The organism is Alteromonas sp. I10 (assembly GCF_003201515.1).
In the GTDB taxonomy this organism is placed as follows: domain Bacteria; phylum Pseudomonadota; class Gammaproteobacteria; order Enterobacterales; family Alteromonadaceae; genus Alteromonas; species Alteromonas macleodii.
Map to the genome: position 1 here is coordinate 140444 of NZ_QJJN01000003.1, position 25054 is coordinate 165497.

General features: G+C 44.3%; 19 protein-coding genes and 1 pseudogene. 7 read left to right on the forward strand and 13 right to left on the reverse strand.

What is annotated here, in order from left to right; genetic code table 11:
• Window positions 1-15: 15 nt before the first annotated feature.
• From sstT to BZA03_RS07520, 3 genes are all read right to left on the reverse strand, one after another.
• Window positions 16-1236 (reverse strand): serine/threonine transporter SstT, encoded by a 1221-nt coding sequence (sstT, locus tag BZA03_RS07510; RefSeq protein WP_101563563.1) that lies wholly within the window; start codon window positions 1234-1236, stop codon window positions 16-18.
• 141 nt (window positions 1237-1377) lie between these two features.
• Window positions 1378-2640 carry a HAMP domain-containing sensor histidine kinase gene (locus tag BZA03_RS07515; RefSeq protein ID WP_039224632.1) on the reverse strand — a complete coding sequence of 421 codons (1263 nt, stop codon included), beginning with the start codon at window positions 2638-2640 and terminating at the stop codon, window positions 1378-1380.
• Between the two features lies 1 nt (window position 2641).
• Entirely contained in the window at window positions 2642-3316 is a 675-nt protein-coding gene (locus BZA03_RS07520; RefSeq protein ID WP_110288426.1) for a response regulator transcription factor, read from the reverse strand.
• A 149-nt stretch (window positions 3317-3465) separates the two neighbouring features.
• On the opposite strand from BZA03_RS07520, the gene BZA03_RS07525 reads away from it, so the two are divergent.
• The 3 genes from BZA03_RS07525 to BZA03_RS07535 are packed head-to-tail and all read left to right on the forward strand — an operon-like array spanning window position 3466 to window position 6283.
• Complete coding sequence (locus BZA03_RS07525; protein WP_110288427.1) at window positions 3466-4470, forward strand: glycosyltransferase family 2 protein; 1005 nt, start codon at window positions 3466-3468, stop codon at window positions 4468-4470.
• The gene (locus BZA03_RS07530; protein ID WP_110288428.1) at window positions 4467-5888 is read left to right on the forward strand and encodes a glycosyltransferase family 39 protein; all 1422 of its coding nucleotides are present in this window, start codon (window positions 4467-4469) and stop codon (window positions 5886-5888) included. The genes BZA03_RS07525 and BZA03_RS07530 overlap by 4 nt, the downstream gene beginning before the upstream one ends.
• Entirely contained in the window at window positions 5885-6283 is a 399-nt protein-coding gene (locus tag BZA03_RS07535) for a GtrA family protein (protein WP_110288429.1), read from the forward strand. The genes BZA03_RS07530 and BZA03_RS07535 overlap by 4 nt, the downstream gene beginning before the upstream one ends.
• A 33-nt stretch (window positions 6284-6316) precedes the next feature.
• On the opposite strand, the gene BZA03_RS07540 is transcribed toward BZA03_RS07535, so the two are convergent.
• From BZA03_RS07540 to BZA03_RS07565, 6 genes are all read right to left on the reverse strand, one after another.
• The gene (locus tag BZA03_RS07540) at window positions 6317-7738 is read right to left on the reverse strand and encodes a S41 family peptidase (RefSeq protein WP_110288430.1); all 1422 of its coding nucleotides are present in this window, start codon (window positions 7736-7738) and stop codon (window positions 6317-6319) included.
• 125 nt (window positions 7739-7863) lie between these two features.
• Entirely contained in the window at window positions 7864-11601 is a 3738-nt protein-coding gene (locus BZA03_RS07545; protein ID WP_110288431.1) for an AAA family ATPase, read from the reverse strand.
• A 4-nt stretch (window positions 11602-11605) separates the two neighbouring features.
• Entirely contained in the window at window positions 11606-13111 is a 1506-nt protein-coding gene (gene sbcD / locus BZA03_RS07550) for an exonuclease subunit SbcD (RefSeq protein WP_101566546.1), read from the reverse strand.
• 216 nt (window positions 13112-13327) lie between these two features.
• Window positions 13328-15145, reverse strand: a complete 1818-nt coding sequence (locus BZA03_RS07555; protein ID WP_110288432.1) for an alpha-amylase family glycosyl hydrolase — start codon at window positions 15143-15145, stop codon at window positions 13328-13330.
• A 19-nt stretch (window positions 15146-15164) separates the two neighbouring features.
• Entirely contained in the window at window positions 15165-15566 is a 402-nt protein-coding gene (locus BZA03_RS07560; RefSeq protein ID WP_230598743.1) for a heme-binding protein, read from the reverse strand.
• Complete coding sequence (locus BZA03_RS07565) at window positions 15563-16531, reverse strand: aldo/keto reductase family oxidoreductase (RefSeq protein ID WP_110288433.1); 969 nt, start codon at window positions 16529-16531, stop codon at window positions 15563-15565. The genes BZA03_RS07560 and BZA03_RS07565 overlap by 4 nt, the downstream gene beginning before the upstream one ends.
• A 238-nt stretch (window positions 16532-16769) precedes the next feature.
• On the opposite strand from BZA03_RS07565, the gene BZA03_RS07570 reads away from it, so the two are divergent.
• Window positions 16770-17687, forward strand: coding sequence for a LysR family transcriptional regulator (locus BZA03_RS07570; protein ID WP_110288434.1), 918 nt, complete (start codon window positions 16770-16772; stop codon window positions 17685-17687).
• 123 nt (window positions 17688-17810) lie between these two features.
• On the opposite strand, the gene BZA03_RS07575 is transcribed toward BZA03_RS07570, so the two are convergent.
• The gene (locus tag BZA03_RS07575; protein ID WP_110288435.1) at window positions 17811-19103 is read right to left on the reverse strand and encodes a TMEM143 family protein; all 1293 of its coding nucleotides are present in this window, start codon (window positions 19101-19103) and stop codon (window positions 17811-17813) included.
• A gap of 665 nt (window positions 19104-19768) precedes the next feature.
• Between BZA03_RS07575 and BZA03_RS20690 the strand changes: the two are divergent.
• Both BZA03_RS20690 and BZA03_RS20695 read left to right on the forward strand, forming a co-directional pair.
• Window positions 19769-20080, forward strand: a pseudogene (locus BZA03_RS20690) (PAS domain-containing protein); the annotation flags it as partial.
• Between the two features lie 123 nt (window positions 20081-20203).
• A complete protein-coding gene (locus BZA03_RS20695) occupies window positions 20204-20611 on the forward strand; it encodes a methyl-accepting chemotaxis protein (protein ID WP_321825600.1) in 408 nt (135 codons plus the stop codon).
• Window positions 20612-20736: 125 nt separating this feature from the next.
• Here the strand turns inward: BZA03_RS20695 and BZA03_RS07585 are convergent, their stop codons facing one another.
• Complete coding sequence (locus tag BZA03_RS07585) at window positions 20737-21060, reverse strand: DUF3718 domain-containing protein (protein WP_110288436.1); 324 nt, start codon at window positions 21058-21060, stop codon at window positions 20737-20739.
• Between the two features lie 322 nt (window positions 21061-21382).
• Between BZA03_RS07585 and BZA03_RS07590 the strand changes: the two genes are divergently transcribed.
• Window positions 21383-21985, forward strand: a complete 603-nt coding sequence (locus BZA03_RS07590) for a YigZ family protein (RefSeq protein ID WP_110288437.1) — start codon at window positions 21383-21385, stop codon at window positions 21983-21985.
• Window positions 21986-22115: 130 nt separating this feature from the next.
• On the opposite strand, the gene BZA03_RS07595 is transcribed toward BZA03_RS07590, so the two are convergent.
• Both BZA03_RS07595 and BZA03_RS07600 read right to left on the reverse strand, forming a co-directional pair.
• Window positions 22116-22652 (reverse strand): redoxin domain-containing protein, encoded by a 537-nt coding sequence (locus tag BZA03_RS07595; protein WP_014975770.1) that lies wholly within the window; start codon window positions 22650-22652, stop codon window positions 22116-22118.
• A 320-nt stretch (window positions 22653-22972) separates the two neighbouring features.
• A complete protein-coding gene (locus BZA03_RS07600; RefSeq protein WP_110288438.1) occupies window positions 22973-24919 on the reverse strand; it encodes a M1 family metallopeptidase in 1947 nt (648 codons plus the stop codon).
• Window positions 24920-25054 lie beyond the last annotated feature (135 nt).

Genomic DNA, 25054 nt, shown 5'->3' on the forward strand with positions numbered 1-25054 from the left:
TTGACACTTTTATGTTTACTGGCCGCCTGCCCTTTCACACGCAGCGGCGGTAAACAAGACATCGGTGGAGCTATTTAATGCTGTTTCAGCAGAGTCTTGCAGTACGCCAACAATAAAGCCCACTGCAACCACCTGCATAGCCACTTCATTGGGTATATTAAACAGGCTACAGGCAAGCGGAATAAGCAGTAGCGAACCACCTGCAACACCTGAACTTCCACATGCTGATACCGCAGCGATAACGCTTAACAATACAGCAGTAGGGAAATCTACAGAAATTCCCAAGGTATTAACCGCAGCTAGCGTCAACACGGTTATTGTGATTGCAGCCCCAGCCATATTAATCGTGGCGCCTAACGGAATAGATACCGAATAGGTGTCTTCATCAAGCTTTAAGCGTTTACACAGCGCCATGTTTACCGGAATATTCGCCGCCGAACTACGGGTGAAAAACGCCGTAATACCGCTTTCTTTCAGGCATTTGAACACCAAAGGATAGGGATTCTTTTTGGTTGCCAGAAATACTAACAAGGGGTTGGTCACAAGTGCGATAAATAGCATCGCGCCAATCAGTACCGTTAGTAAATGAGAGTAACCAAGCAATGCTTCAAAGCCCGTTGTAGCAATGGTATTAGCTACCAAGCCGAAAATACCGAAGGGCGCGAGTTTAATAACAAAACCCACCACGGTTGTTACGCTATCTGCCATATTTTGAAGTAGCGCTTTCGTTGCCTCGCTAGCATGACGTAGACCTAAACCTAGGCCTACAGCCCACGTGAGAATACCAATGTAATTTCCATTTACTAATGCATTTACCGGATTATCTACCATGTTATAAAGCAAAGTAGTAAGGACTTCCGACACACCTTTCGGCGCAGCTTGGCTAACCTCTGAAGTCACTAAGCTTAAGCTTGTAGGAAAAGCAAAGCTTGCCAACACGGCGGTGAGCGCGGCCAGTAGTGTGCCCATCAAATAAAGCACAAGCACGGGTTTGATAAAGGTTTGCTCGTTTTGCTTATGGTTGGCGATGGACGCCATGACCAAAACAAAAACCAATAAAGGAGCAATTGCTTTTAGGGCTTTTACAAATAAGTTACCCAATAGCCCTGCTGATTGAGCAGCTGAAGGTGAAAAACTCGCTATCGCAATACCGCATACGATACCAATGATAATTTGCAGTACCAAACTGCCATTCATGTAGCGCTGAAACAGGCTGGGGCGTGACGTTGAATCCATAAATGTTGGTCCATTATTATTTTGACGACGCACCATAAAGGATAACGTTACACAAATGAACCTGTTTGGTCTTAGTTACTCGCAAATAACCGTATGCTTGCCGTTTATAAGGGTTTACGTATTAGGGTGGCTGTAAGGAAGTTAGGTAAAGGTTATGATTGCGCGGCAACCTCTCGATTCATGGGGCTGTAGTGAAAATTGCCATCCATAGCGCCGACATAAATCGTCAACAATCAGTAACCCTAGCCCATGGCCACTTTTGCTGCTTTCACTGGACAGGCCCGCTCCATCATCGATTACTTCTATTGCATTGTCGTTAACTAAAATGTCAACTTCCCCTTTCTGGGATGCAGCACATGCGTTTCTCAGTATATTTCCCACAACCATGCTTAATATTGCCTGCGAAGCTTTGATTTTGGGACTGCTTCTGAAATCCACATTGATTCGAATTTGCTTATCCACGGCATGAAGATTATTAGCTTCGACAATTCTGATTATTTCGCTTTTGTCTACATCTCGCACCTCAATATCGCCCGAGTTCCGCTCGTACCTTACAATGGAAAGCAACGCATCAACCATTTTTATCATTTCTGATACCGCATCATTAATGCGAGCTACTTGTCGTTCTTGCCCCTCTGTTAATTCACTCCGTGACAATAGGTTATTAGCGCCCTTAACAATGGTTAAAGGCGTACGAAGTTCGTGGCTAGCATAGCGGGCAAACGCTTGCTCTCTCTTTAAAACAAGGCGTAACTCTTTGCGATATTGATTGAGCCTGGTAGTTAGTAATTGAAACTCACCCACTGCGCCTTTGCCAATCTTAAACGCACGCGTCGCATCACCTGAAGAGTCGTTGAGTTGATGAGCAAGCTCATTGACTGGCTCAATCAGTTTTTTGGAAACTTTAAACAGGAAAGCACCGAACACAAACATGAGCAGTGCGATAAAAATGATAACAACGATAGCAACAAACGCCATCTCTTCACGACTGAACTCAACTTTATCCACAAAACTTAAAACAACAATATCCTTTTGCTGACCATTTTGGGTGTAAACGCCCTTAAATACCATGTGGCCTGAAGGTGAATCTAATGTGTCCACTTCGCCTAGATAAGTATTTTTATTTTTTAAAAAAGACTTGAATGGCTCTGGCACTTGCGCTTCGTCGTTGTAGGCCGTCGTCAGAGTATCGAGCTTTATGACGCCATGCTCTCCATTTGTAAATCTCTCAACGGCACTGTCGCGATCAATAAGAATGCGTCGCTCACCAACTCTGTCTTCTGACCATTGAAGGGCATAATAAAAAAGTAAAAACGTTAAAACACCGATGACGCATGACATCACTGTAAAAAACAATGCCAACTTACCAGTAAGTGTGCGTGCGTTTGAAAATATGCCGAACAATTTACACTTCCTCCAGCCTGAAACCTATTTTAGGAACGGTAATTAGCATTGGTGAGTGAAACGGCTTGTCAAGCTGGTTACGTAGCTGATAGATGTGGCTGCGCAACACATCATTTTGCGGTTCATGTTCTTGCCATAGCTTCTCAGCTATTTCTTGACGAGACACTATCTCTGGTGCCTTTTGACACAGTAATTCTAAAATAGTGTAGGTGGTAGGGTTGAGCACCAATAACTTGTCATCCCGATATGCTTTGCGAGATTTTTGTATGATTTTAAGCGTGCCAAACTGCAAAATTGATGTTGCTACTTGTCCCTTGTAGCGTTTAATCAATGCACTGGCACGAGCGTCAAGGAGGTCAAAATCAAATGGTTTTGTTAAGTAATCATCTGCACCATGCTTAAAGCCATTTAACATATCTTCCCTGTTATCGAGCGCCGTTAACATCAGTATGGGCGTTGTAATACCTTCATCCCTAAGCTTATTGCATAGCGTCAACCCGTCCATTCGCGGCAGCATTAAATCGAGTAAAATCAAATCGAAACTCTCAGCTTTTGCAAGCTCAAAGCCTAATTCGCCATTATCAGCATAATCTAGCTCAACGCCTTTACTTTCGTAATACTCAAATAAAATCCCTGCGACTTCTCGACTATCTTCTATCAACAAAATTTTCTGCATTCAGCTCTCTTCTTCTCGTTCTTATTTTCCGCTTACTGGCGTGAAAAAAATGTGAACAACAATCTTTTCACATCTAGCTTGTTAAGCTCCTCAACTCTGACAGCAGTTTGCTTCTGTAGTTTTAAATTTTTAGAGGTTTGGTAAGTGTTATGGGAAAAATCTCATCTGTTCAAAGTCGCATTAGCCCGCCTACTACATTGAGTGTAGTCGTTCCGTACTTTAATGAAGAAAGTGTGCTTTGTGAGTTTCATGCTCGGTTGACACGAGTATTGGATACCCTTTCAGATACTAGCGAAATTGTTTATGTCAACGATGGAAGCACGGATAACAGCCAATCGTTAGTTGAAAGCTTCTCTTCTCATACCTCCTTAATAAAGAGCATTGCGTTAAGCAGAAATTTCGGAAAAGAGAGCGCTTTAAGCGCGGGGCTCGCTCATAGTTCGGGGCTTGCCGTTATCGCAATTGATGCTGACCTACAAGATCCTCCGGAGCTCATTCCTGCTATGTTAACCAAGTGGCGAGAGGGTTTCGATGTGGTAAATATGCAGCGCTCTGAACGACTTGGAGAAAGTTGGCTTAAAAAGAAGTCTGCAGCAGTCTTCTACAGTTTACTAAACATAATGTCCCAAACCGATATACCTGAAAATGTTGGAGATTTCAGGCTGATTGCCCGGGAAGTCGTCGACCATATCAATGCGTTGCCGGAGCGAAACAGATATATGAAGGGAATTTTTTCTTGGCCAGGGTTCAAGCAAGCAACACTTCCATTCACTCGCGATCCACGTTTTTGTGGTGAGTCTAAATGGAATTATTTCAAACTAGTGGGTCTGGCGATTGACGGCATTACATCATTTAGTATTCGTCCACTCAGAGCTGCAACTGTGCTTGGCTTAATTATCGCTAGCAGCGCCTTTCTATATGGACTTTTTGTAGTGTCTAAAACTCTTCTATTTGGTGAACCGGTCTCTGGCTACCCATCACTTATGGTTGTGCAACTTGCTCTTGGCGGAATTCAACTTATCACAATAGGTTTGCTAGGCGAGTATATAGGAAGAATTTTCATCGAAACGAAACAAAGACCACTCTACCTCATTCAGTCTTACTCTGAGAAAGGCGCTGTTCATAAACAAACCCTTAGCGAGAAACGCGCATGACACTAAGTAGGAAAACGCTATTTTGGACGCTCACTGCAGTGCTATCAATTCGTTTGCTATCACTTAGTAGTTACCCGCTTATGGATACTACCGAAGCAAGGTATGGCGAAATGGCGAGGCTGATGTTCGAAACAGGCAACTGGATAACGCCACAGTTCGACTACGGTGTACCGTTTTGGGGCAAGCCTCCGCTCTTTACTTGGATGAGTGCTGCAGGGGTGACACTGTTTGGCATTAATGAGTTTGCACTCAGATTCCCTCATTGGTTAGCAGGTGTATTTGTTATTCTTATTTTGTTCAGCTTCGCTAAACGCCTGGGTATCAGTGGGGTTGTCGCAGCAATAGTAGTGGCGTCATCGGGCATGTTTTTGATTGCTGCCGGAGCGGTAATGACGGATATGGCATTGACCCTAGGTATTACCATTGCAATGTGGGGCTTTTACCTATGCTGGGAAAGTTATGATCAGGACGTTCCAACATTACGCTGGGCATTTGTCGGATTTTCGGGACTCGGCGTAGGACTCCTAGCAAAAGGTCCAATTGTTATATTACTAGTTGGGTTAGCAATTTTCCCTTGGCTAGTAATTAACTATGGACTTGGTACGGGCATTGTAACTTTTTGGCGTCGCATTCCTATCATTCGTGGGCTGGTACTAATGACGGCCATTGCACTGCCGTGGTATGTTCTTGCTGAGCAAGCTACTCCGGGTTTTCTCGACTATTTTTTTGTAGGGGAACATTTTAAGCGTTTTGTCGTTTCCGGATGGGAAGGCGACTTATATGGTACTGCTCACACAGAAACGAGAGGTACCATTTGGCTTTTTTGGGTTTATGCGGCGGCACCTTGGTCAATCATTCTTCCGCTTGTGATTTTCACGCGAATTGGTGACGTTAAAAAGATTATTTCTAACAATAAAAAGCTATTTAGTTTTTTAGCTTGTTGGATGGCATCACCTTTAGTATTTTTTTCATTTGCAGGCAATATTCTGCCCGCCTATGTGCTACCAGCTATTCCCCCGCTCGGGCTTATTTTTTCATTGATTCTCGCGAACCGCATTTGGCAAAATTTATGGTTCCCAGTTGCTGCTAGTATTGCGCCGCTTTTACTTATTGTTACCAGTATTTATATACACGTACACTTGGGTGAAAAACGCAGCGATAAAGCGCTACTAGCGCATAGTAACCCTAGTCTCCCCATCTACTATATCGGAAAACGTCCTTTTTCAGGACAGTTTTACAGCCACGGGCAAGCTAAAGAAATTGATATGAAAGCGACTCTTCCTGAGCTGAGAAGCGCACAGTTCATCGTTACCCAAGAATCGCTACCCAAAATTACCGACTCACCATTCTTTGACTGCAAATTAATTTTTAAAGCACATAGCGGGCGCTCACTTTATGAATGCCAAACTAAACTATGAAGAAAGAGGTCTTTCGATTTATCGGCGTGGGAGTATTAGGTTTTTCTGTTGATGCTGCTACATTTTCTATATTTGTATACACATCACATTTAAGCCTAATTCAAGCACGCATAATTGCTTTTTTGTGCGCGGCAACGGCTACTTGGCTTGGCAATCGACACATTACTTTTCAGAGAGATGACGCTCCTGTTTTGCAACAATGGTTTCGATTTATGACGGTCGCCACAGTTTCTGCACTGCCTAATTTTATCTGCTTCTCCATTGCGAATGTGAAGCTTGGGCAAACTGGAATCATGCCATTGCTCTCCTTATCAATTGGCATCATTGCTGGCGCAGCTTGTAACTATACGCTGTGCAAGTACTGGGTATTTAATGGAAATAGTACTACGAGGTAACGAGAGTTCTTGCTCTTCTCGAGTTCATTTCCATTACATGCCTTCAAGTACCTTTTGCGTATAAGACGTCCACTGGTAAAGAGGAAGTTCTCCATCAATATAATAGTCTGGCTGAATGCCTACCCCATCAATGGCCATGTGGGGAATACGCAAACTTTTGGTTAAACTGTAATGCAGGGTAAAAGTACCGCTCGGCGAATCAGTTTGATACATGTTTGAGATGTCGAGTACACCTGCGGTGGTTTGCCCAAACAACTTTACTTTTTTGCTTTGTTTAGCCGCCAGTAAGAACTGCTCAGCGGTGCTGCCATTACTTGAATCAACAAGTACGCCAATACTTTTTGGCAGAGGCTCGATTTTATCGAATGTCTCCACCGTTATATCGTCATCAATGTTGATGTAGCTGCCGATGTGTTGCTGAAGAATGTCGTACCCGTCTTTTGCCCATTGCTTTTCTTCTTCACTAAAATGAGGGTTTTGCAAAAAGCCAAGCATTCTAGAGTTGTTAAGCTCCGTAGATAAGTATTCCATGCCTACAGTGCGAATAGGGTTGGTGTATAAAATAGGGAGTAAAGACGCATAGCTTACGTCACTACCACCACCGTTTCCTCGGATGTCGATAATGAGGTTTTCAGTTTTTAAAATCGTGTCTAGGTGCCTAGCGATAACCGCGTCGATGTCTTTTTTGAAGGCATGATCGAAAGCCGGTATGCGAACTAACACAGTGTTCTCTGAAACTTTCTCGAATAGCGGAGCCTTTGTACTTAGTAGGCGAACATAGCGTGTTATTTCAGGCGACGATTCTTGTCGCGGTTCCTCTCGCGACATAACGATAAAGCTATTGCCCAACACCACTTCATTGTTACCCAAGTACGTAATGGTATCTATTTGTCGGGCGGAGTGATCACCCATAAAAAACGTCACTTTTGCAGTATTGTTGTCAGCAGGGTCGTTAACGATGAACTTTACTTGTCCCGCCTTCCATGAAGGGTTGGTACTTTTAACGATATAAGCTTTATGGACATTGCCCTCTTTTTTTAAGGCAACCGTATAGCTTGAGAATTGCCAAATCCCCTCAAGAGTTTCGTCACGTTGGCTTTTCAAATGTTGTTTAAATGCCGATAAATCGAAATCATGCACTACCGATTCGCGTACCGCTTCCTCTGAGCCATTCGTATTTAGCGCAAGACCAATGTGCCCCTTGCGAAAAAATGTAAGCCAGTCGCTAAGCATTGTGTGGCATTGCGCTTCGCTTTTCGCGCTTTGTACTCGTGCCAAAATCGCACTATTGTGGGCGGAATAAAGGTCCAGCCCTTTATTCTCTACGGTATATTGAAAACCTGCATCGTTGTTTTCAAACGTGCTTTTTAGCCATGCAAACTCACTTTCACACTGAAAGGTACTACCAAACGAACAGAAAGAGGCAAAAAGAGGGAATATCGCAAATCGTTTCACTAAATATGATGTCCATATCTACTTTTAATAACGATAAAGTATCATAAAACCATGATCTTGCGAGCATTTACCAAGCACATACTTGTAAGCAAACATTTTAACTACTAATTCCTAAAGCGGTGAGTTCACCCCACCGCATAAGGTTTTTCTAGTGCACTTAACCCCACACCGTTACGTTTAATCACTTTAAGCTGAGTAGGAATACGCTCTTTCATGGCTTCAATATGGCTTATCACACCAATCATTTTTCCGCTGGCATTTAAGTTGTCTAGTGCATCAAGGGCCACATCCAAAGTTTCAGCATCAAGAGTGCCAAAGCCTTCATCTAAAAACAGCGAGTCGATACTGGTCTTGTGACTGACCAAGTCAGATAAAGCTAATGCCAGTGCAAGGCTCACCAAGAAGCTTTCTCCGCCAGACAGGGTTTTGGTGTCTCGCACCACGTCACCTTGCCAGGTGTCTAATACACTTAAACCCAACCCTTCGTTTTCTTTTCGAATTAACTGATAGCGACCGTGTAATTTATCAAGCTGCTGATTTGCAAGCTGCACTAAGTTGTCCAGAGTAAGCCCTTGTGCAAAACGTCTGAATTTGTCGCCGCTGGCCGAGCCAATTAACGAGTGTAGGTAAGTAATATCGTCGTAATAGGCCTCAAACGCAGCCATCTCATCCACAAGCTGTTGCTGCCTTTCGCGGGCTTGATTGTTAGCGCTTAGCTGCTGTTCAATTTGCCCTAAAGAAGATAACAGCGTGTCACGCTGCTGAGCTTGCTGGGTAATTTTCGTATCGAGCCACTGTGCACCGTGCTCTTCTAACTCGCTCTGCCACAATGCTGCGTTAGCATGGGCTTTTAGCGATTGTTGGGTAGCTAGCGCGTTTTCTAGCTTTAAGTCCGCTTGTTGTTTTTGCTGAGTTAATCGCTTTTGCAGTTCAAGCAAGGTGTTGCGGGTATCTTCGTCTAAAAGGGCATTGCTAAACGCGTGCTCATCGGCAAATGGGCTGCTCGCCAACTGACGGCTAAAGTGCTCTGCTGCCTCTGAAAGTGCCTGCTCTTTTTCGCGCATTTGCTCATTAAGCTGGGCAATTTCGGCTTCTAAACGAGACAAAATAGTGTCCGTTTGTTGCAAACGAGATTTACATTCACTCACGTTTCGCTCAGCCATTTCTTGGGCAGCGTTTGCCTTATTCCTTGTTTCAGCAATATTCCCTTCAGGGAATACGGTTGTGCGCGAGTCTCGCAGCGCCTTTAGGCTATTATCTAGCTGCACAAGCTCTTCGCATACGCCCTTAAGCTGATTTTCGGCGATCTCGATATCACGACTGACCACAAGCAAGGTGCTACTTACCCCTTGCAACTCATCTTTAAGTTTGGCGTGTAGCTGATGATTGTGTTTATAAGTTTTTAGCGCTTCGGCTTTTTCATTTAACCACGTGGTAATTCCATCAATAGACAGGTTGTGAATGTCAGCACCGTGCGACGTCATAGTTTCGCTAAGCGCTAAAATACCATCGTTAACCCTTTTTGTTTTATTCTCTAACTCTGCACTACGTTCGTTAAATTGCTTTTCCAAGGTTTCGCGCTGCTGCAGAGAAACTGCAAGTTCTGACTGTTTGGCTTGTAGCAACTGTTGCGCTTCATTTTTAGCCTGTTGTGCAACATTTAGAGCTTGCTCGCACTCATCTAAACGGGTTAATTGAGCACTAATATCATCAAGACGAGTTTTAAACTGCTGGGTAAATTGAGCGACGCTTTGCGAAGTATTAATGTCGACCTTTTCAAAGCTCGGTATATCAGCGCTAAGTACGCTTGAAATCTGCTGCCACTTTTCTAGCAGCGTATCTCGTTGCCCGCTTGCCTGTTCTAGCTGCTTATTAACCTGAGCAAGAGTGAATTCAGTTTGTGTAACACTTTCTTTTGCCCGCGCCCCTTGCTGCTCAATATCATCTAACTGCTGCTTTAAGCTATCTCGCTTTTGGATAGTTTCAGGTACATCAATAACCACGCTAGACGTGGTGTGCTCGTTTGCCCCACAAACAGGGCATGGCTCGCCACTTTTTAACTGTGCGCGAAGGTGCGCCACTTCAGCATCCAGGGCAATAAGCGCCTCTATGTCTTTTAAATTACTACGAATTTGCCTGTAAGCATCAACCAAGGCTTGGCGGTCAGATTGCTGCTGTGCTAGTTTCTTCGCTAAGTCTTCCTTTTGCGCACCCAGCGATACTTTCTCTTGTTCTAGTGTCAAATATTGCTGCTGAATATGCCCTATCTGTAACACGTTATCCCAATGATGGAGCTTGGTATCGCGCTCTTGCTGAAGGCTTGCTTTGCTGGCTGCATTAGCACTATTAGTATCACTTGGTTTGCCAGATAGCGCGGCCTGAAGTGCCTTTTCGCACTTTGCAACTTGTGCGTTTTTGTCATCGAAGGTCTGCGTTAACGCGCTTAACGACTCATTTGTTTTTGCAATAGCGTCATCTAGGGATGAAAGCGCCTGACGATCATTCTTTACGCTTTGTGTCAGTCTCTCTAACTGCTTTTTATCATGTTCAATATGGCGCGCCGTTTCACTCCAGCCACTTATAAATTCCGCTATACCGCTAAGTGATTGATGTTCACGTAAGTAGGTTTCCAGTTCACCAAGCTTGGTCTTGTTATCTGCCGAAGCGTTTTCGATTTCTGTGCGCTTTAGCGTTAACGCGTTTATTGACTGCCTTAAACGTGCCGCGTTTTCGTTTGCTTTTTGCTGTTCAGTAGTGAGCTGCGCTATTTGGTTATCTAGCGGAACTACCTGCTCATTTATGCGCTTTTCAAGCTCACTGCATTGTTGCTTTGTAAGCGCTAGCGCTTGTTCAGCGTTGGTCACTTCCAAACTGAGCTGTGCCTTTTGCGTTTTTAAGTCTGGCAACTGGGCAGCTTTCTCTTCAAGCCTTTCTTTATAACGGGTTACGTCTTGCTGAAGCCCGTTTTTTTGCAAAAATGGCAGGCGAAGCTTTTCAGCTGGCTCACTTTGGGTTAAAAGATCAAGTTCTTGTCTCGCCTCATTGATGGCGTTATTCGCGGTCTGCTGCGCTTCACTGGCTTCTTTTATGGTTAGCTCATTGGCGTTAAACGCTTGTTGCCACTGCTGTTGCTTTTGTAACTGAACAAGTGTTTGGTTAGACGTTGCAACTTGGCTCTTGGTTTGTGCTTGCTCTTCTTCAAGCTGGGCGATTTGCTCGTCGCTAAGCAAGGTTACGCCTTCCAGCTTTATCGCAAACTCTTTTTTCTTTTGTTTAGCGTCACTAAATTGCTGATGTACTGCCTGTGATATCTGCCCGTAAATTTCGGTGCCAGTTAACTCTTCAAGCAGTTCGGCTCGGTCGGCCTCGTTAGCATTTAAAAACGCAGCAAAATCCCCTTGCGACAACATCATAGACTTGGTGAAACGGGCAAAATTAAGGCCAGTCAGCTTTTCAATCTCTTCGCTTTTCGGCCTAACTTGGGTAGCCAATACCTTACCGCTTTCAACTTCGGCCAGCTCAACATCAGCACTTTGCAGGTTACCGTCAACTTTCCCTCTGGCCCGACGCATACTCCAAAACGCACGGTATGCTTTCCCCTTAATATCAAACTCAACCTCCGCCAAACACTCCGCCGTGCCGCGAGTCATGATGTCGTTGTTAGACGTTGAAATTGGCCCCAAGCGAGGGGTTTGGTGATAAAGCGCTAAACAAATGGCATCAAGTAGCGTGGTTTTACCTGCCCCTGTTGGGCCAGTTATGGCAAATAGGCCATTGTCGATAAACGGCGACTGGGTGAAATCTATCTTCCACTCCCCTTTTAGGGCGTTTAAGTTTTTAAGGCGTAAGGTCAATATTCTCATTGTATTACTCGCCTTTGTTGTCTGTCGTGTTTGCCAATGGTGCCTTTACTGATACTTCAGCATCTTCATCATTGGTATGCACCCGCTCTAGCGCTTCATTAAACAGCTGCCTTATCCGGTTTATGCGTGAAGCGCTTTTTTCTGAACCGGCTTGTTTCATTGCTCGAGGGCTTTGGTCGTCATCTAGCAGGGTTCCTTGTGCCGACTCAGTTGGTGCCGACTCACTTGTTGGATTATCTTTTATGCTCTCCAATGCCAAACGCGCTTCAAATACATCGTTTACCGATAGTTCACTAAGCTGAACGTTTTGCTTTTCCGTTAAGCTATTTACCGTGCGCTTACGCTTGCGTTTCAACTGTAAAATCTCAGCGTTTTTCCCCTCTAACAAACCCTGAATACGCTGCTGCAAATCAGTCAGGTAGTCTTCTGTTTCAACTTCAATGCATAGCCACACGGGGTCTTTAGGTCTAATGGCGTTATCCATTGCGCTATCGGCTTTCTGATTAGCCACAGGGGCCGAGTTCGTATTGCTGTCATCATGTGTTTGAGAAGCTAACGCGATGGCCTCGCTTTTATTAATGGCCGCCTCTATAGCTTTTAAGTCGCCTTTTATTACTTCCATGGCCTGAAAGCGCGGTACCGGAAGCGTTGAGATAGTTGGCGTTGTGCTTTCAGATTCAAACGTTACCAACACCACTTGCTTTTGCGTGTTTAGTTCATCAAAACTTAGCGGTATGGGCGAGCCTGAATAGCGAATGTGTTCTGTTTTAGCGACTTTCTGTGGCCTGTGAATATGCCCAAGTGCAATGTAATCGGCAGGCGGAAACCCTTTGGCGTCAAAGCCTTCAAGGGTACCAATGTAAATATCACGTACACTTTCTGACTGACTCACGCCTAAAGCGGTTAAGTGCCCTGTAGCAATAATAGGAATGGCAGCGCTGTTTTCACTGCCCTCCTCTCCTTGTTTTTCTTCAATTGAAGCGCGCAGTGATAAGGCTTCATTATAAAGCGCCCCATAATGCTGCTTTATCGCATCGCCAAGCGCTTGACGCTTGTCAGTGCCGCTTTGCCCTGCCTCACTGACAAGCACATCACGTGGGCGAATAAAGGGTACGGCACACAGTACGGCACTGGGCTGTCCCTTGCGATCGTTAAGCGTAATGACTTGTTCACTCAATTCGCCGTATGTACTGGCAATTACGTGGCTATTCAAGTATTTCAGTAGCGCCTTACTTTCGTTCAATACCGATACTGAATCGTGATTTCCCCCCAGCACCACCAATGTACACTGCATCCCCTGAAGTTCACCGATAAACGCATGGTAGAGCTCTCTGGCGTAGCTAGGCGGCGTGCCCGTGTCGAACACATCGCCCGCGACAATAATCGCATCTATTTGATGCACTTCTACTTGTTGAAGAAGCCATTTAAGGAAAGCGGCATGTTCATTTTTGCGACTTTTCGTAAAAAAACTCTGACCTAAATGCCAGTCAGACGTATGCAATATTTTCATGTAGAAGTGAACCAGGCTTGTTGCATTGGAGATAGAGAAACGCATTCGGCGCAATGGCGCTGCTGCTATGGAGTGTCGATGTTGATCAACGCACCGTACAGCAACTATAGAGATTTTGTGGTTTTATGACAATGGTTTGTCTGTGATGCATGTTCACAGGGAGCAGGTAAAAAAAGAGGCACCACACGCTTTAATAAACGTCTGGTGCTCAGGATATTATTTTGATGAAAACAACCCAAAGCTAAAAGCTGGCACAGTAATCTGTGTTTCACCGTTGTCAGAAGCGGAAATTTTAGCGGCTCCTGAAACAACTAAGTAGCTTTCATACTGCTGAGAAACCGTTACCGTTTGCTGCTCGGCTGACACGTTAAACACAACTAAAAGTGCTTCGCCATTTTGTTGCGCCACGCCCCCGTTTGGCATTGTGTCATTCGCTACGCGGGCGAAGGCAAACACCTGCTTATTATCATCAAAGAACTTATTTTCTTGCACTCCATATTGAAGTAACGCCTGCTGCTTGCGAATGGCAGCGTACTCTGCAATTGATTTGTACAGCGGGTGCTGAGGGTTGAAGTTGTCATTTTTGGTGGTTTGCTCAGTACCTAACAACGTATTGTCGTTATAGCTAGCTACCTTAGATGGCATCATATCTTCTCTGGCATCCACATCGTTACCATCACCGGTAAAGCCTTGCTCATCGCCATAGTAAACGACGGGTACGCCGCGAGAGAAAAACATCATGGCATGTGCCAGCATACTGCGCTGCAGCTTTTCTTCGTTAGACGCATTGGGTAAATGCTTATTTAAGAAGAAGCCCGGGCGACCCATATCGTGATTGCCTAAAAAAGTAAGCAGTTGATTAACGTTGCTGTCTTCGTCATTGTAAAGGTGATCTTGTGCTATCAGAGTTTCAATGGTCGACACTGGCTTGTCTTCAAAGAACACGCCTCCCACCGCACTTTGAAATCCAAAATCAAGCACGGCAGGAAGTTTACCCTCGGTAGTGAATGAACTTAGCGCTTCAGGGTTTGGGTCATACACTTCACCAAATACATGAAAGTTCTCAATTCCCTCAGCTTTAGCGTGCGCCATAATTGCCGGTGAGAATGCTTGCCAAAATGGCAGCTGAACGTGCCTTACCGTATCAATTCTAAAGCCGTCTGGTTTAAATTCACTGATAAGCTTGGTGTAAATATCAATCATCCCTTTAACCACTTCAGGGTCTTCAGTATTGATATCATCTAACCCATTAAAATCGCCATATAAACTATTTTCACCTTCAAAAGTTGTATCACCTTGATTGTGGTAAAAGCGCGGATCGTTTAGCCATTCTGGAAATTTCTCACCCTGCTCTTTTTCTGGAACAAAAGCACGGTAAGTCCCTTGCTCTTTCACTTCCTGCAAGCTGCGATACGTGCACCGGTCTAGTCCACTTTTAAACGAACCGTCGGCGTTGTGGCACTCTTCATACTTAATCACATCTGCCGTATGGTTAGTAATGATATCGAAAAATACTTTAATATCTTTTTTATGCGCAGTGTCAATCAAGCGCTTTAAATCGGCGTTACTGCCAAAGTGAGGGTCAATTTCGGTGAAGTCGACTATCCAATATCCATGGTGGGCAAAACCGCCTTTCTGCACCGCTTTATTACGCAAAATAGGTGTCATCCAGATAGCGGTGATCCCCATAGATTTCAGGTAATCCAGTTTTTGTTCGATGCCCGCCATGTCGCCACCATGAAACGCCCATTTAGACGTTGTGTCGAGACCTCCGTGAGAGATCGATCCTTTTGGTGCCCCGCTGTCGTTACTTACATCGCCATTGTTAAATCTGTCTGGCATAACGAAGTAGAAGACGTCTTCGCGCACGTCGCGCTTTAGATAACTACTTTGTGGCTGTGCCGCATTGTTGCTCTCGCCACTGTTCGTCACACCGCTGTTAGGGTCTCTATTGTTAAGAGATGGGCTGCAAGCAGTTAACGCAAGCAATATTGCGGTAAAGGCCATTGTCATTTTAGATGTTTTTTGAATCATTAACCTGTTCCTTAGTAGGTTAAAACTGAGCAATAATATTTTGAGCTAGCGCTTCGTCATCAAACTCGGCCATACCGCTAATTCCTATTGCACCCACTACTTTGCCTGCCTTATCTTTTACAGGTACACCACCCGCCATACCTGTGATGCGAGGGTCGGTCCAAAAGTTAATGGTTTTGCTCGTTTCTTTTGCCCACGCAGCAAGCTGACTGGTTTTTTGCCTGTCTCTGGCTGCCGTATAAGCCTTGTTCTGCGCTAGTAGACAGGTTTGCGGGCTAGTTTCATCCATACGAGAGAACGCGATAAGTTCACCCACACTGTCTACAACAGCAACGGCAATGTGTTGATTGTTTTCTTGCGCCCAATGAATGCTATCTGTAATCATTGATTGAGCTTGCGCTAAAGAAATAGAACCCATCATGGTAACTCCATCCCTTTTGCACTTACGTACAATGCGTACCAGTCTTCCCGAGTAAGCGTCACTGTAACGGCTTCTGCACTTGCTTTAATACGCTTGGGGTTTGCCGAACCAACAATTGGCTGAATGTTGCTGGGGTGGCGCATTAACCAAGCCAACACGATTGCGTCGGGCGATACACCATATTTTTGCGCTAAGGTCGCAACGAGTTTTTTAGTCGCTTCTTCTTGCGCAGTTAGCGTGGCGAGTGCTCCGGTATATTTACCCTGGCTTGCTGGCCCCCACGACTGCATTTGAATGTTGTTTTGCTTTGCGTATTGAAGTGTGCCCGCTGTAAAGTTCACATGCTGCCCATCTGGGTTACCGACATAAATACCTTCATCCACAAAGCCTAAGTTAGTAAGACTCATCTCAACCTGATTCGCAATAAGCGGCTGATTAATATAGTGATTAAGATGCTGCATTTGTACGCCGCTCATATTCGACACGCCAAAGTGCTTAACCTTACCGCTATCAAACAAGGCATCAAATGCAGCGGCAACCTCCTCTTCTTCCATCAATGGGTCTGGGCGGTGCAGCAAAAGCAGGTCGAGATATTCCGTATTTAATCGCGAAAGCGTGTTTTCAACAGAAGTGACAATCCAGTCTTTCGAAAAATCGTAACGTTTGGGCCCGTGTTCATCTTCAAAACGAATCCCACATTTAGACTGAAGCACTATCTCTTCCCGTAAGTTAGGGCGTGCTTTTAACACTTCACCAAATGCTTGTTCTGCTTTATCCATTCGGTATATATCAGCATGATCGAACACGGTAATACCGGCTTCTAGCGCAGCATCGACCGCCGCAAACGCATGCTGGGTTTGATCTTTGGTTAATGGGTTAAAGTCCCACTCTCCACCAATAGCCATACAGCCGTAAACCAGCTGACTGGCGTGTGAAATGTACTGATTTAGAGGAAGGTTTTTCATATACACCGCTCGCAAAAAAGAATTAATAAAGGCCTTTCGGATAGCTCAAGTTTACGCTTGCAGTTACCACCTTTCAGCGCACAATAGCGAAATCATTATTCTTTATAGCGAATAGCTGTATTCCATATATAATCACTAACTCTACATTTTCTGATGTGACGTTGCTCAAGACGCAGTTTTTCGAGCATATTGTGAATATTTATCTCCGATGTAATCTCGTGTAAAAAGTAACTAGCCAATGAAACCACATAAAAAAGTCGAGCGATTGATGCTGTTTAGTGCGGTAGCAGAAACCTTAAGCTTTGGTGCTGCGGCAGAGAAAATGCAGATATCGAGGGGCTACCTGTCGGAGCAAATAAGGGAGCTTGAACTTGCGTTAGGCGTAAAGTTGCTGCAGCGCTCAACACGCCAAGTAAGTCTTACCAACGAAGGTAAACAAGTGTACGCCGATACACAGAAGATTAATCGCAGCGTGGTAGAGCTAGAGCAAAATTTAGTACGTGAGCAAACGCAGCTAGAAGGAATTATCGCCATTACGGCGCCGAATATGTTTGCGCACTACTTGTTAAGCGAACTGTGTTTTTCCTTCTCGCAGCAGCATCCTGATGTTTCGTTCCATTTAGATACCAGCTATCAAAGGCACGACTTAAACCGAGGTCATTTCGACTTGGCGTTTCGCTCTACTAACAACCCGCCGCAAGATATGGTGGCCAAGCCATTATTTACTTATAGCCACACAATAGTTGCAGCACCGCAATACCTTAAGCAAGCCGGCACACCCAAAGTGTTGAGCGATTTACATGCGCACCAGTGCTTTTGCGGCCCCGACCAAGATAACTGGCTCATAAACGGTAAGCGCACAGCGGTTAAAGGCTGGTTAAAACTTAATGATAATCTGGCGCTCATTCAGCATGTGCTGGAAGGCCGCGGCATTGCAAGACTGCCAAGCTATGTGGCGAAAAAGCATAGTAAGGCGGGTGAACTGGTCGCACTTTTTGAAGAAATTAAGCAGGGGTCGACACCGAGTGAGCCTCCAATAAAAAGCACCAGTCAGCTGTTTGTTGTGCACCCACAGCGCCCCCATCAATCGCTAAGAATAAAAGCCTTTTTAGACACAGTTAAACAAGCACAACACGAAGGTTATTTTAGTGGATAAGTACTCAAACTGTCAGCGCTTACCTTCCGCTATTCACGTGCGTAATGAGTAGCAATAAGGTTTGAAAGCTTCGCTTAGGCTTTATTATTCCTTGGCGTACTATTATCGACGTTAAAGGGTCAATCAAACAGGCTGATAAATATTATCCCAGTAGTCATCAAGTATCTTCACAGCATCGTTAAGCGCCCGCGCCACAAAAATATCGCCGTATTGTTCGACTAGTTCCATGTCCACCAGCTTATTAATAGCGTCAGTAACGTCGAAATCGAGCGCACAATCAAGCTCTTCTGAAAAGTAACTTTCTATTACACTATCGAGCGTTGCTAATGTCATTCCACCAGCGGCAATCTCGCGCTCTGCACGCACCGCGCAGAATGCAGCAAAACCTTCTACAGACACTTCACTACATTTCAGCAAAAATGTATAAGCCAACAAAGCTTCTTTGCAGTCCTCTTCCTCTGCTGCATCAATTAACGTATGAAACACGCCTGCATTATTGTCTAAATTTTTAAAATAGAGATTGTCAGACAAGGCTTTCATAAACCTGATTTTTCTGTTTTTAAACTTTGTCCATTCCTTAAAGATAAAGCTGCCGAATACACCCATGCCAATACCAAAAGTTATTAGGCTTTGCTTAGTCAATTCCACTTCATCGTCTTTAAAGCCAAGCCAAAAGGCCAGAAAAGATGCCATGAGAAGTAGCGAGGCGCCTAACTTAGTCACTAGCACCACGGTGCCACCTATTGCCGCCGATGCACTAATGATCAACTTATCTAGCGGACGCATTTTGACTTCGCTATTGGGAAACAGCATCTCCAAGTCTGCTTTAGGTACGTTTTGGAAAAGCTTTACTATGGTGGAACCAGGTTTAAAGGTAACTGGCGTTTGCCCTTTCTCTTTGAAGTAGGCTTCATCTTTAAAAGTGATATAAACAGCCACTTTGTCGTAGTTGGTAAATGACACCTGCTTTTTTCGCAACCCGAAAAAAGTACGCAGCGTTTCAGTTTTTACCGACTCGCCCCGTCGATAAAACACCACATCTTCAAAGTCTTCGAAGCTAACCGCAAGGCGCACTTTAAACAGCGACTCTTCGTTTAATGCTGCTTCTAAATCTTCGTTTGTGACTTTTTCAAAATTGGCTGCGTTTAATAGATTGGCAAACGCACTCGAAAACGCCTTTTGGCTTTGCTTTCTCGTAGCTTCACTTGAAGGTGTAAGATCGCGGGTGTCTTTGTTTGGGTCAAAATCGTTATAGCTATCTTTCAGACCCTCAAGTTGCTCATGATATTGATAGTGTATGCGATTAACGAGCAATGTTGAGAACGTACGAAAAAGAGTCCTCTCTTGCACAATTATGTTTTCACACAATTTACTAACATCATGTTTGCGAAATGGGATAAAGCGTTCTAATGGCATCGAGTGGTCTTATTAGTTCGAATGTTTCTTGTTAGATAAAAATAGTTACCGTACTGTAACAATGAAAACAACCACTTATAAATAAATTAAGCTTAATTGATAATGCCTTAAACATAGGCTTCGCCTAATGTCTAAACGACATAAATGTTAAATATAGTTAACATAGACTACACTAATTCTTAATTATACTTGTAATTTTCGGAGACGTTATGTTCGTATCAAGTTCTCGATACAATAATGACATTTCGGCTCTTAGGGACGAGAGCCAAGGCTTGCTTGGTACGCTGGATGCGTTCAAAAACACAATGGCCTATGCCATTTATAGTACCGATGGACAGTGCACATTTGCCTCTCCCGTATTACTTTCCATTTTGGATTACCCAAATTCAACCGCAACGTCGTTTTCACATGCGGCAATGCGCGTTGAAGGTGTTGAACCTGAGTCACAGTACAAATCGTTTTGGCAACACTTGGTCAATGGCGGCAGCTTTAGTGACACGGTTGCAAGAAAATCGGCGTTAGGTGAAACGAAGTGGCTTAAGGCAAGCTACGTAGCGGTGAATAAGCATGGCGTTACAGAAATTCATGCCATTTACCACGATATCACTGAACATGAAAACGCCTATTTTGCTGGTAAAGCAGTGACTGACGCACTAAACAAGTCGATGGCGGTGATTGAGTTTCATCCTGATGGAACAATTATCACAGCAAATGAGAATTTTACTGCAACAGTGAAATACAGTTTGGCCGACATTCAAGGTAAACACCATCGCATGTTCTGTCGCGATAAGTTTTATCAAGAAAATCCTAATTTTTGGGATAACCTTGCCCGCGGTAATTTCTCTTCAGGCCAGTTTGAGCGCGTAGATGCGCACGGTAACGCATTGTGGTTGGAAGCAACGTACAACCCCGTGTTTGACGCTTCGGGCCGAGTAGTAAAAGTTATTAAATTTGCATCTAACATTACCGATGCAATTAACGAAAAGAATGCAATCGCACAGGCGGCGGAACTCGCAGTATCAACGGCAGAAGAGACGTCTCAAATTGCCCATGAAGGAGCCTCGTCACTTCAACGAAGCGTTGAGATTTTCAATACAGCCATGTTAGAAGTTGAGCAAACCAATCAACTTATGCACGAACTGAGTGAGCAATCGCTAAAAATTGAAACCATTGTGACAACGATTAGTGGCATTGCTGAGCAAACCAACCTTTTAGCACTAAATGCCGCTATTGAAGCTGCACGTGCAGGCGATCAAGGTAGAGGATTTGCTGTAGTAGCAGATGAAGTGAGGCAGCTAGCGCAACGTACCAGCGATTCGACTGTGGAGATTGAAAGTGTAGTGGCAGAGAACAGAAAGCTTGCTGACAAATCCACGAAGAAAATGGCAGGCGTTAAAGACAGTGTTGACCAAAATAGTCAACAGATTGCGCAAGTGCAAAGCATTATTGATGAAATTCAAAAAGGCGCATTGAATGTATCTGAAACTGTATCAGGTATTCTACGCTAGCAGTCATGTTAAATTAGTAAAAAGGGCTGTTGTATCATCAACAGCCCTTTTTTAATCCGCTTTTTCACACAAACGATTTTTCGCGTACGCATACGTACAAGCCTAGCACCGTTTAATTGTGGGGGTTATTTTGCGTGCACCACGCTAGCAATCTGCTGCTGTTGAATATTCAGGTACTTCTTGATGCTTTCCCCGTTCTTGCCATATTGATCAACAAACGCAGCGACAGATAGTCCGTTACACGTCATGTCCTGTGCTACATACTTTTTATCTAGTGCAGATTCTTTAATTTGTTCATGAAGCTTCCACTTGTTCCCGGTAGCGGCAGCAACGCAAAGGTTAGAGGTGACCGAATCGTCGGTAGGCTTAAATTCTACAGAAGCTAAAGCACTTCCGGTGAACACAGAGGTAAGAGCAACAATAGCGATAGCAGTAATACGTGATTTCATAGCATGATTTCCTTATTGGGACGAAGTTACGTTGTTGTGGCGTTACGCCTTGGCCACACTCATATTCACTATTACAATCACTGCGCCAACTTTATAAAAACATTTAAATTCAGATGCTTAACTTTAAATACAGAAATAAGGACTCGCTAGAACGGTAAACGAAATACGACCTTTCAAGATAATTCGCCAAATAGTAGTATTTTTGACCACTGCGTTCTATCTGAGCCTATCGTCGTCTAAAATTTCGTTTTATTAAGCGATAAAACACACTGCTTACCTTATTTGGCTTAAATAAAAAATTGTCTTAGCTTACAATGCGCTGATGACTTATCCCGTTCCAGCTAAACAGGTTGAAACCCTGTACGAAATTAAGAAAAGCAAATTCATTGCTTGTGCCGGCTTTGCAAATTCTCGTGAAAGTGCAATGGCGCTTTTAGATAGTGTGAAACAACGGTATCCCGACGCCAGACACCATTGCTGGGCTTATGTTTTTGGCAACCCTAACTCGCCAAGTAGCGCGGCGATGGCTGATGACGGCGAGCCTAGCGGCACTGCCGGTAAACCCATATTAAATGTACTTCAGCACAAAGATATCGGCGACATCATGATTATTGTCACGCGTTATTTTGGCGGAATTAAATTAGGTGCGGGGGGATTGGTAAGGGCTTACTCGGCTGCAGCACAGCAAGCCGTAGATGCTCTTGAGGTAAGACAAGAGATAAAGCTGGAACCGCTTAGCGTAGACATCGATTTCAAACACGAGCAGTTTGTACGTCACTTGGTAGAGCAAGCTCAAGGTAAAATTGCGAACTGTAACTATGGAAGCAGTGTGGTAATAAATGTTGAGCTACCTTTAGATGCACTGGAAGACTTTAAAAAGCAGATGGCCCCCATTGCTTTTTCAGTGTCAGTTGAAAACGAGTAAGCCCTAGAAAACAATAAGCAAGCGATAAAATTAGGGCTAGCTTTTGATGGTTTCTATATGTAAATAAAAAAGGCTCTGAAAACCACCAGAGCCTTACCTTTTTATCTCACATAACTAGGGCCTGTTGACCTTATCCTTTAAAGGTGCCTCGAATGGGGTAGTTGTTATCTGGGTTACGTATAAACTCCAAGCCTGATACGAGTTGCTCTAAGTCAGGGCGCACAAACGGCGCGTTTGCTATTTCAGCAATATGAATGTCGTTTTTTTCATTCACTACAAATAGCGCAGGTTCAGCAAAATTGTGGTCGGTTTCTTTATCTGAGCGCGGCTTGGAGATGTATAGCCCAAGTTTTTCCATATCTTCTTGCGAGAGACCGTAAGCGATAGGGAACGTAATCGACAGGTCGTCTAGATGCTCATCGAGCTGTGCTTTGCTGTCACCACTTACAGCCACCAAATCAATATTGAGCTCGCGTAGACGACCTTTATAATCTTCTAATTTGTTCAGGAATTTAGTACATATTGGGCAGTGTTTACCGCGATAAACAACCACCATTTTCCAATCACATCCCTCTTCTTTATTGGTAAGCGACACCGTTTCCCCTGTGGATAGGGTTGCTGAGACATCGGGAAATGTCGTTGCTGGATGCATTTTTTGCGTATACATAAAAACTCCTTAAAGTCGGTTTAATCCTTCAAAGTACAAGCGAGATCGCGATAAACTGCTTTGTACAGATACACATCAAAGTAAAATTCTATACGTTGTACCCAACTTTCAGATCGTTTATTTGAACAATTGTTCAAATTTTTATTATTTTTCCTCTCGCGTTTTCTATACCAGTGACAGACACAAAAAAAGCAGCTCAATTGAGCTGCTTTTATTTTTTAGCCAAGTAACGGAAACCTACAAACGTAGACCTTTACTGTCGTTATCACAAAAACGAAGGTCTTCTTATCGAGACCGGTTCGCATGAGTCTAATAAAGTCTTAGTTCACATAGCCTTCATTAGCTTTCACTGTAAGTGGGTGATAGCCCGGTTTCGCTTCTTCAAATGCGCGTTTAGCAAACGCCTTGCCTTCAGGTGTTTTTGATAGCTCGCGATAAAGGGGCTTAACAAGCTTATTGCGCCCTATCGACACCAAGTAGCTATACAAACGATCATAGGCAGGCTGATAGTTATTCTCTACTGCGATCATCAACCAGCTATGAGCAATTTCGTTGTTTTTAGTCGATGTGAGTGAAAACGCTGAATCTAGCTCAGCCAGCTGTGCGCTGCTTAGCGATTCGGGCATGTTGTTTAGAAAATATAGCCACTCGTGTACAGTCCACTGCGCGGTTTCAATATCCGCCGCTTTCACGTCGCCAGAAAGCCAAGCGCTTCGTGTGTCATCGATTTTAGTGAACGCATCAGATTCTGGCTGTGGCGCTCCCTCGGGAATGCCTGGTTCAAAAATCCACGTTTGGATGCGCTCCGCGTCTAGCTTATCTGGATACTGCTTTAACAAGGTATCATCTAAATAAGCAATAAACGTGTCGGTAGTAATGCTCTTAAAAGCAAAGTCTTTAAAGTACTGCATTAAGAAAGCATCAAAGTTTTCTCGGCCAATCTTTTGTTCAATTTCACGTAAAAACAGTGCGCCTTTTTCATAGGGAATATTTGAGAAAACATCGTCCGGATTGCGACCACGAAGGTCGATAGCCAGGATCTCATCATTTTCCTCTAATGCAGCAACATCATTCTCCAGGTCTTGATAACCGAGCACCGCTTCTTTTTTAAAACGATCGTGACCGTAGATCATTTCCATAATTCGGTAAGTTAAGTAGGTTGTGAAGCCCTCGTTTAGCCACAGATCACGCCATGTAGCGTTTGTTACCGTGTTACCAGACCAGCTGTGCGCCAATTCATGAGCAATCAATGAAACCAAGCTTTTATCACCAGCAATGACCGTTGGGGTGATAAACGACAAACGAGGGTTCTCCATACCGCCAAACGGGAATGACGGTGGTAGAATTAGCAGATCGTAACGGTCCCATTGGTAAGGTCCATAGGTTTCTTCTGTTACTTCTAACATCGCCTCTGTATCTTCAAATTCTTTCGCTGCACTTTCAAGTAGCGCAGGCTCAGCATACACACCGGTACGCTCACCCATGGCTTTAAATTCTAAATCACCTATAGCCAACGCAATAAGATACGAAGGGATAGGCTGTGGCATGGTGAACTCATATTCACCATCGCGCTCGGTGGTAGGATCGTTTGACGCACTCATCACCGCCAACAGCGCTTCAGGTGTCTTAATGGTCGCGTCATAGGTTACGCGTACTTGCGGTGAGTCTTGAAGCGGAATGAAGCTTCGCGCGTGAACCGCTTGCGCTTGGGTAAACAGAAACGGGTGCTTTTTACCTGCAGTTTGCGCTGGCGTTAACCATTGTACGCCAGACGCATCAGGTGAAGTTGAATACGCAACCGTTACTGCGTTTGCGGAACTAGGTAACGTAATCGTAAGAGGTGTACCTAAATCAGGGTCAACCTCTCCCATTTCAAAAGGAACACTTTCACCGTCTACGGTAACACTCTGAATGTCTAATGCTCGCGTATCTAACACCAATGTGTTGTTGTCGGGCTTTTCACGCTTTACATCAAGCGTTACGTCGCCAACAAGCTGCTTGGTCTCAAAGTTTGCAGTTAGGTTTAGGCTGAGATGGGTAACCCGAATCTCATTAGGGTTCGCGAAGGAGTGATAATCTACCCCAGAGGCAATAGCCGCGTCAGCTTGGCTTGCTACTGCAACATTTTGTGCTTCAGTGTCTGAAGTCGAGCCTACGCTGACGGCTTGATCTTTGTCTGTCTTGGCTGCGTCTACATTGCTGTTGTCGCTGCATGCGAACAAAACAGGCGCGCATACGAATGTAGCCAGTAATCCGTATTTTTTCATATAACTTCCTAAAGGATGATTGATACGATCTCAGTGTATCAATCTGTTATATGACTGGCGACTCTAATTCGAAGAGCTGCGTTGTAACTGCGCTATATTTCGAAAAGCAGTAAGGGTTGACGTGAATAAGTGCAG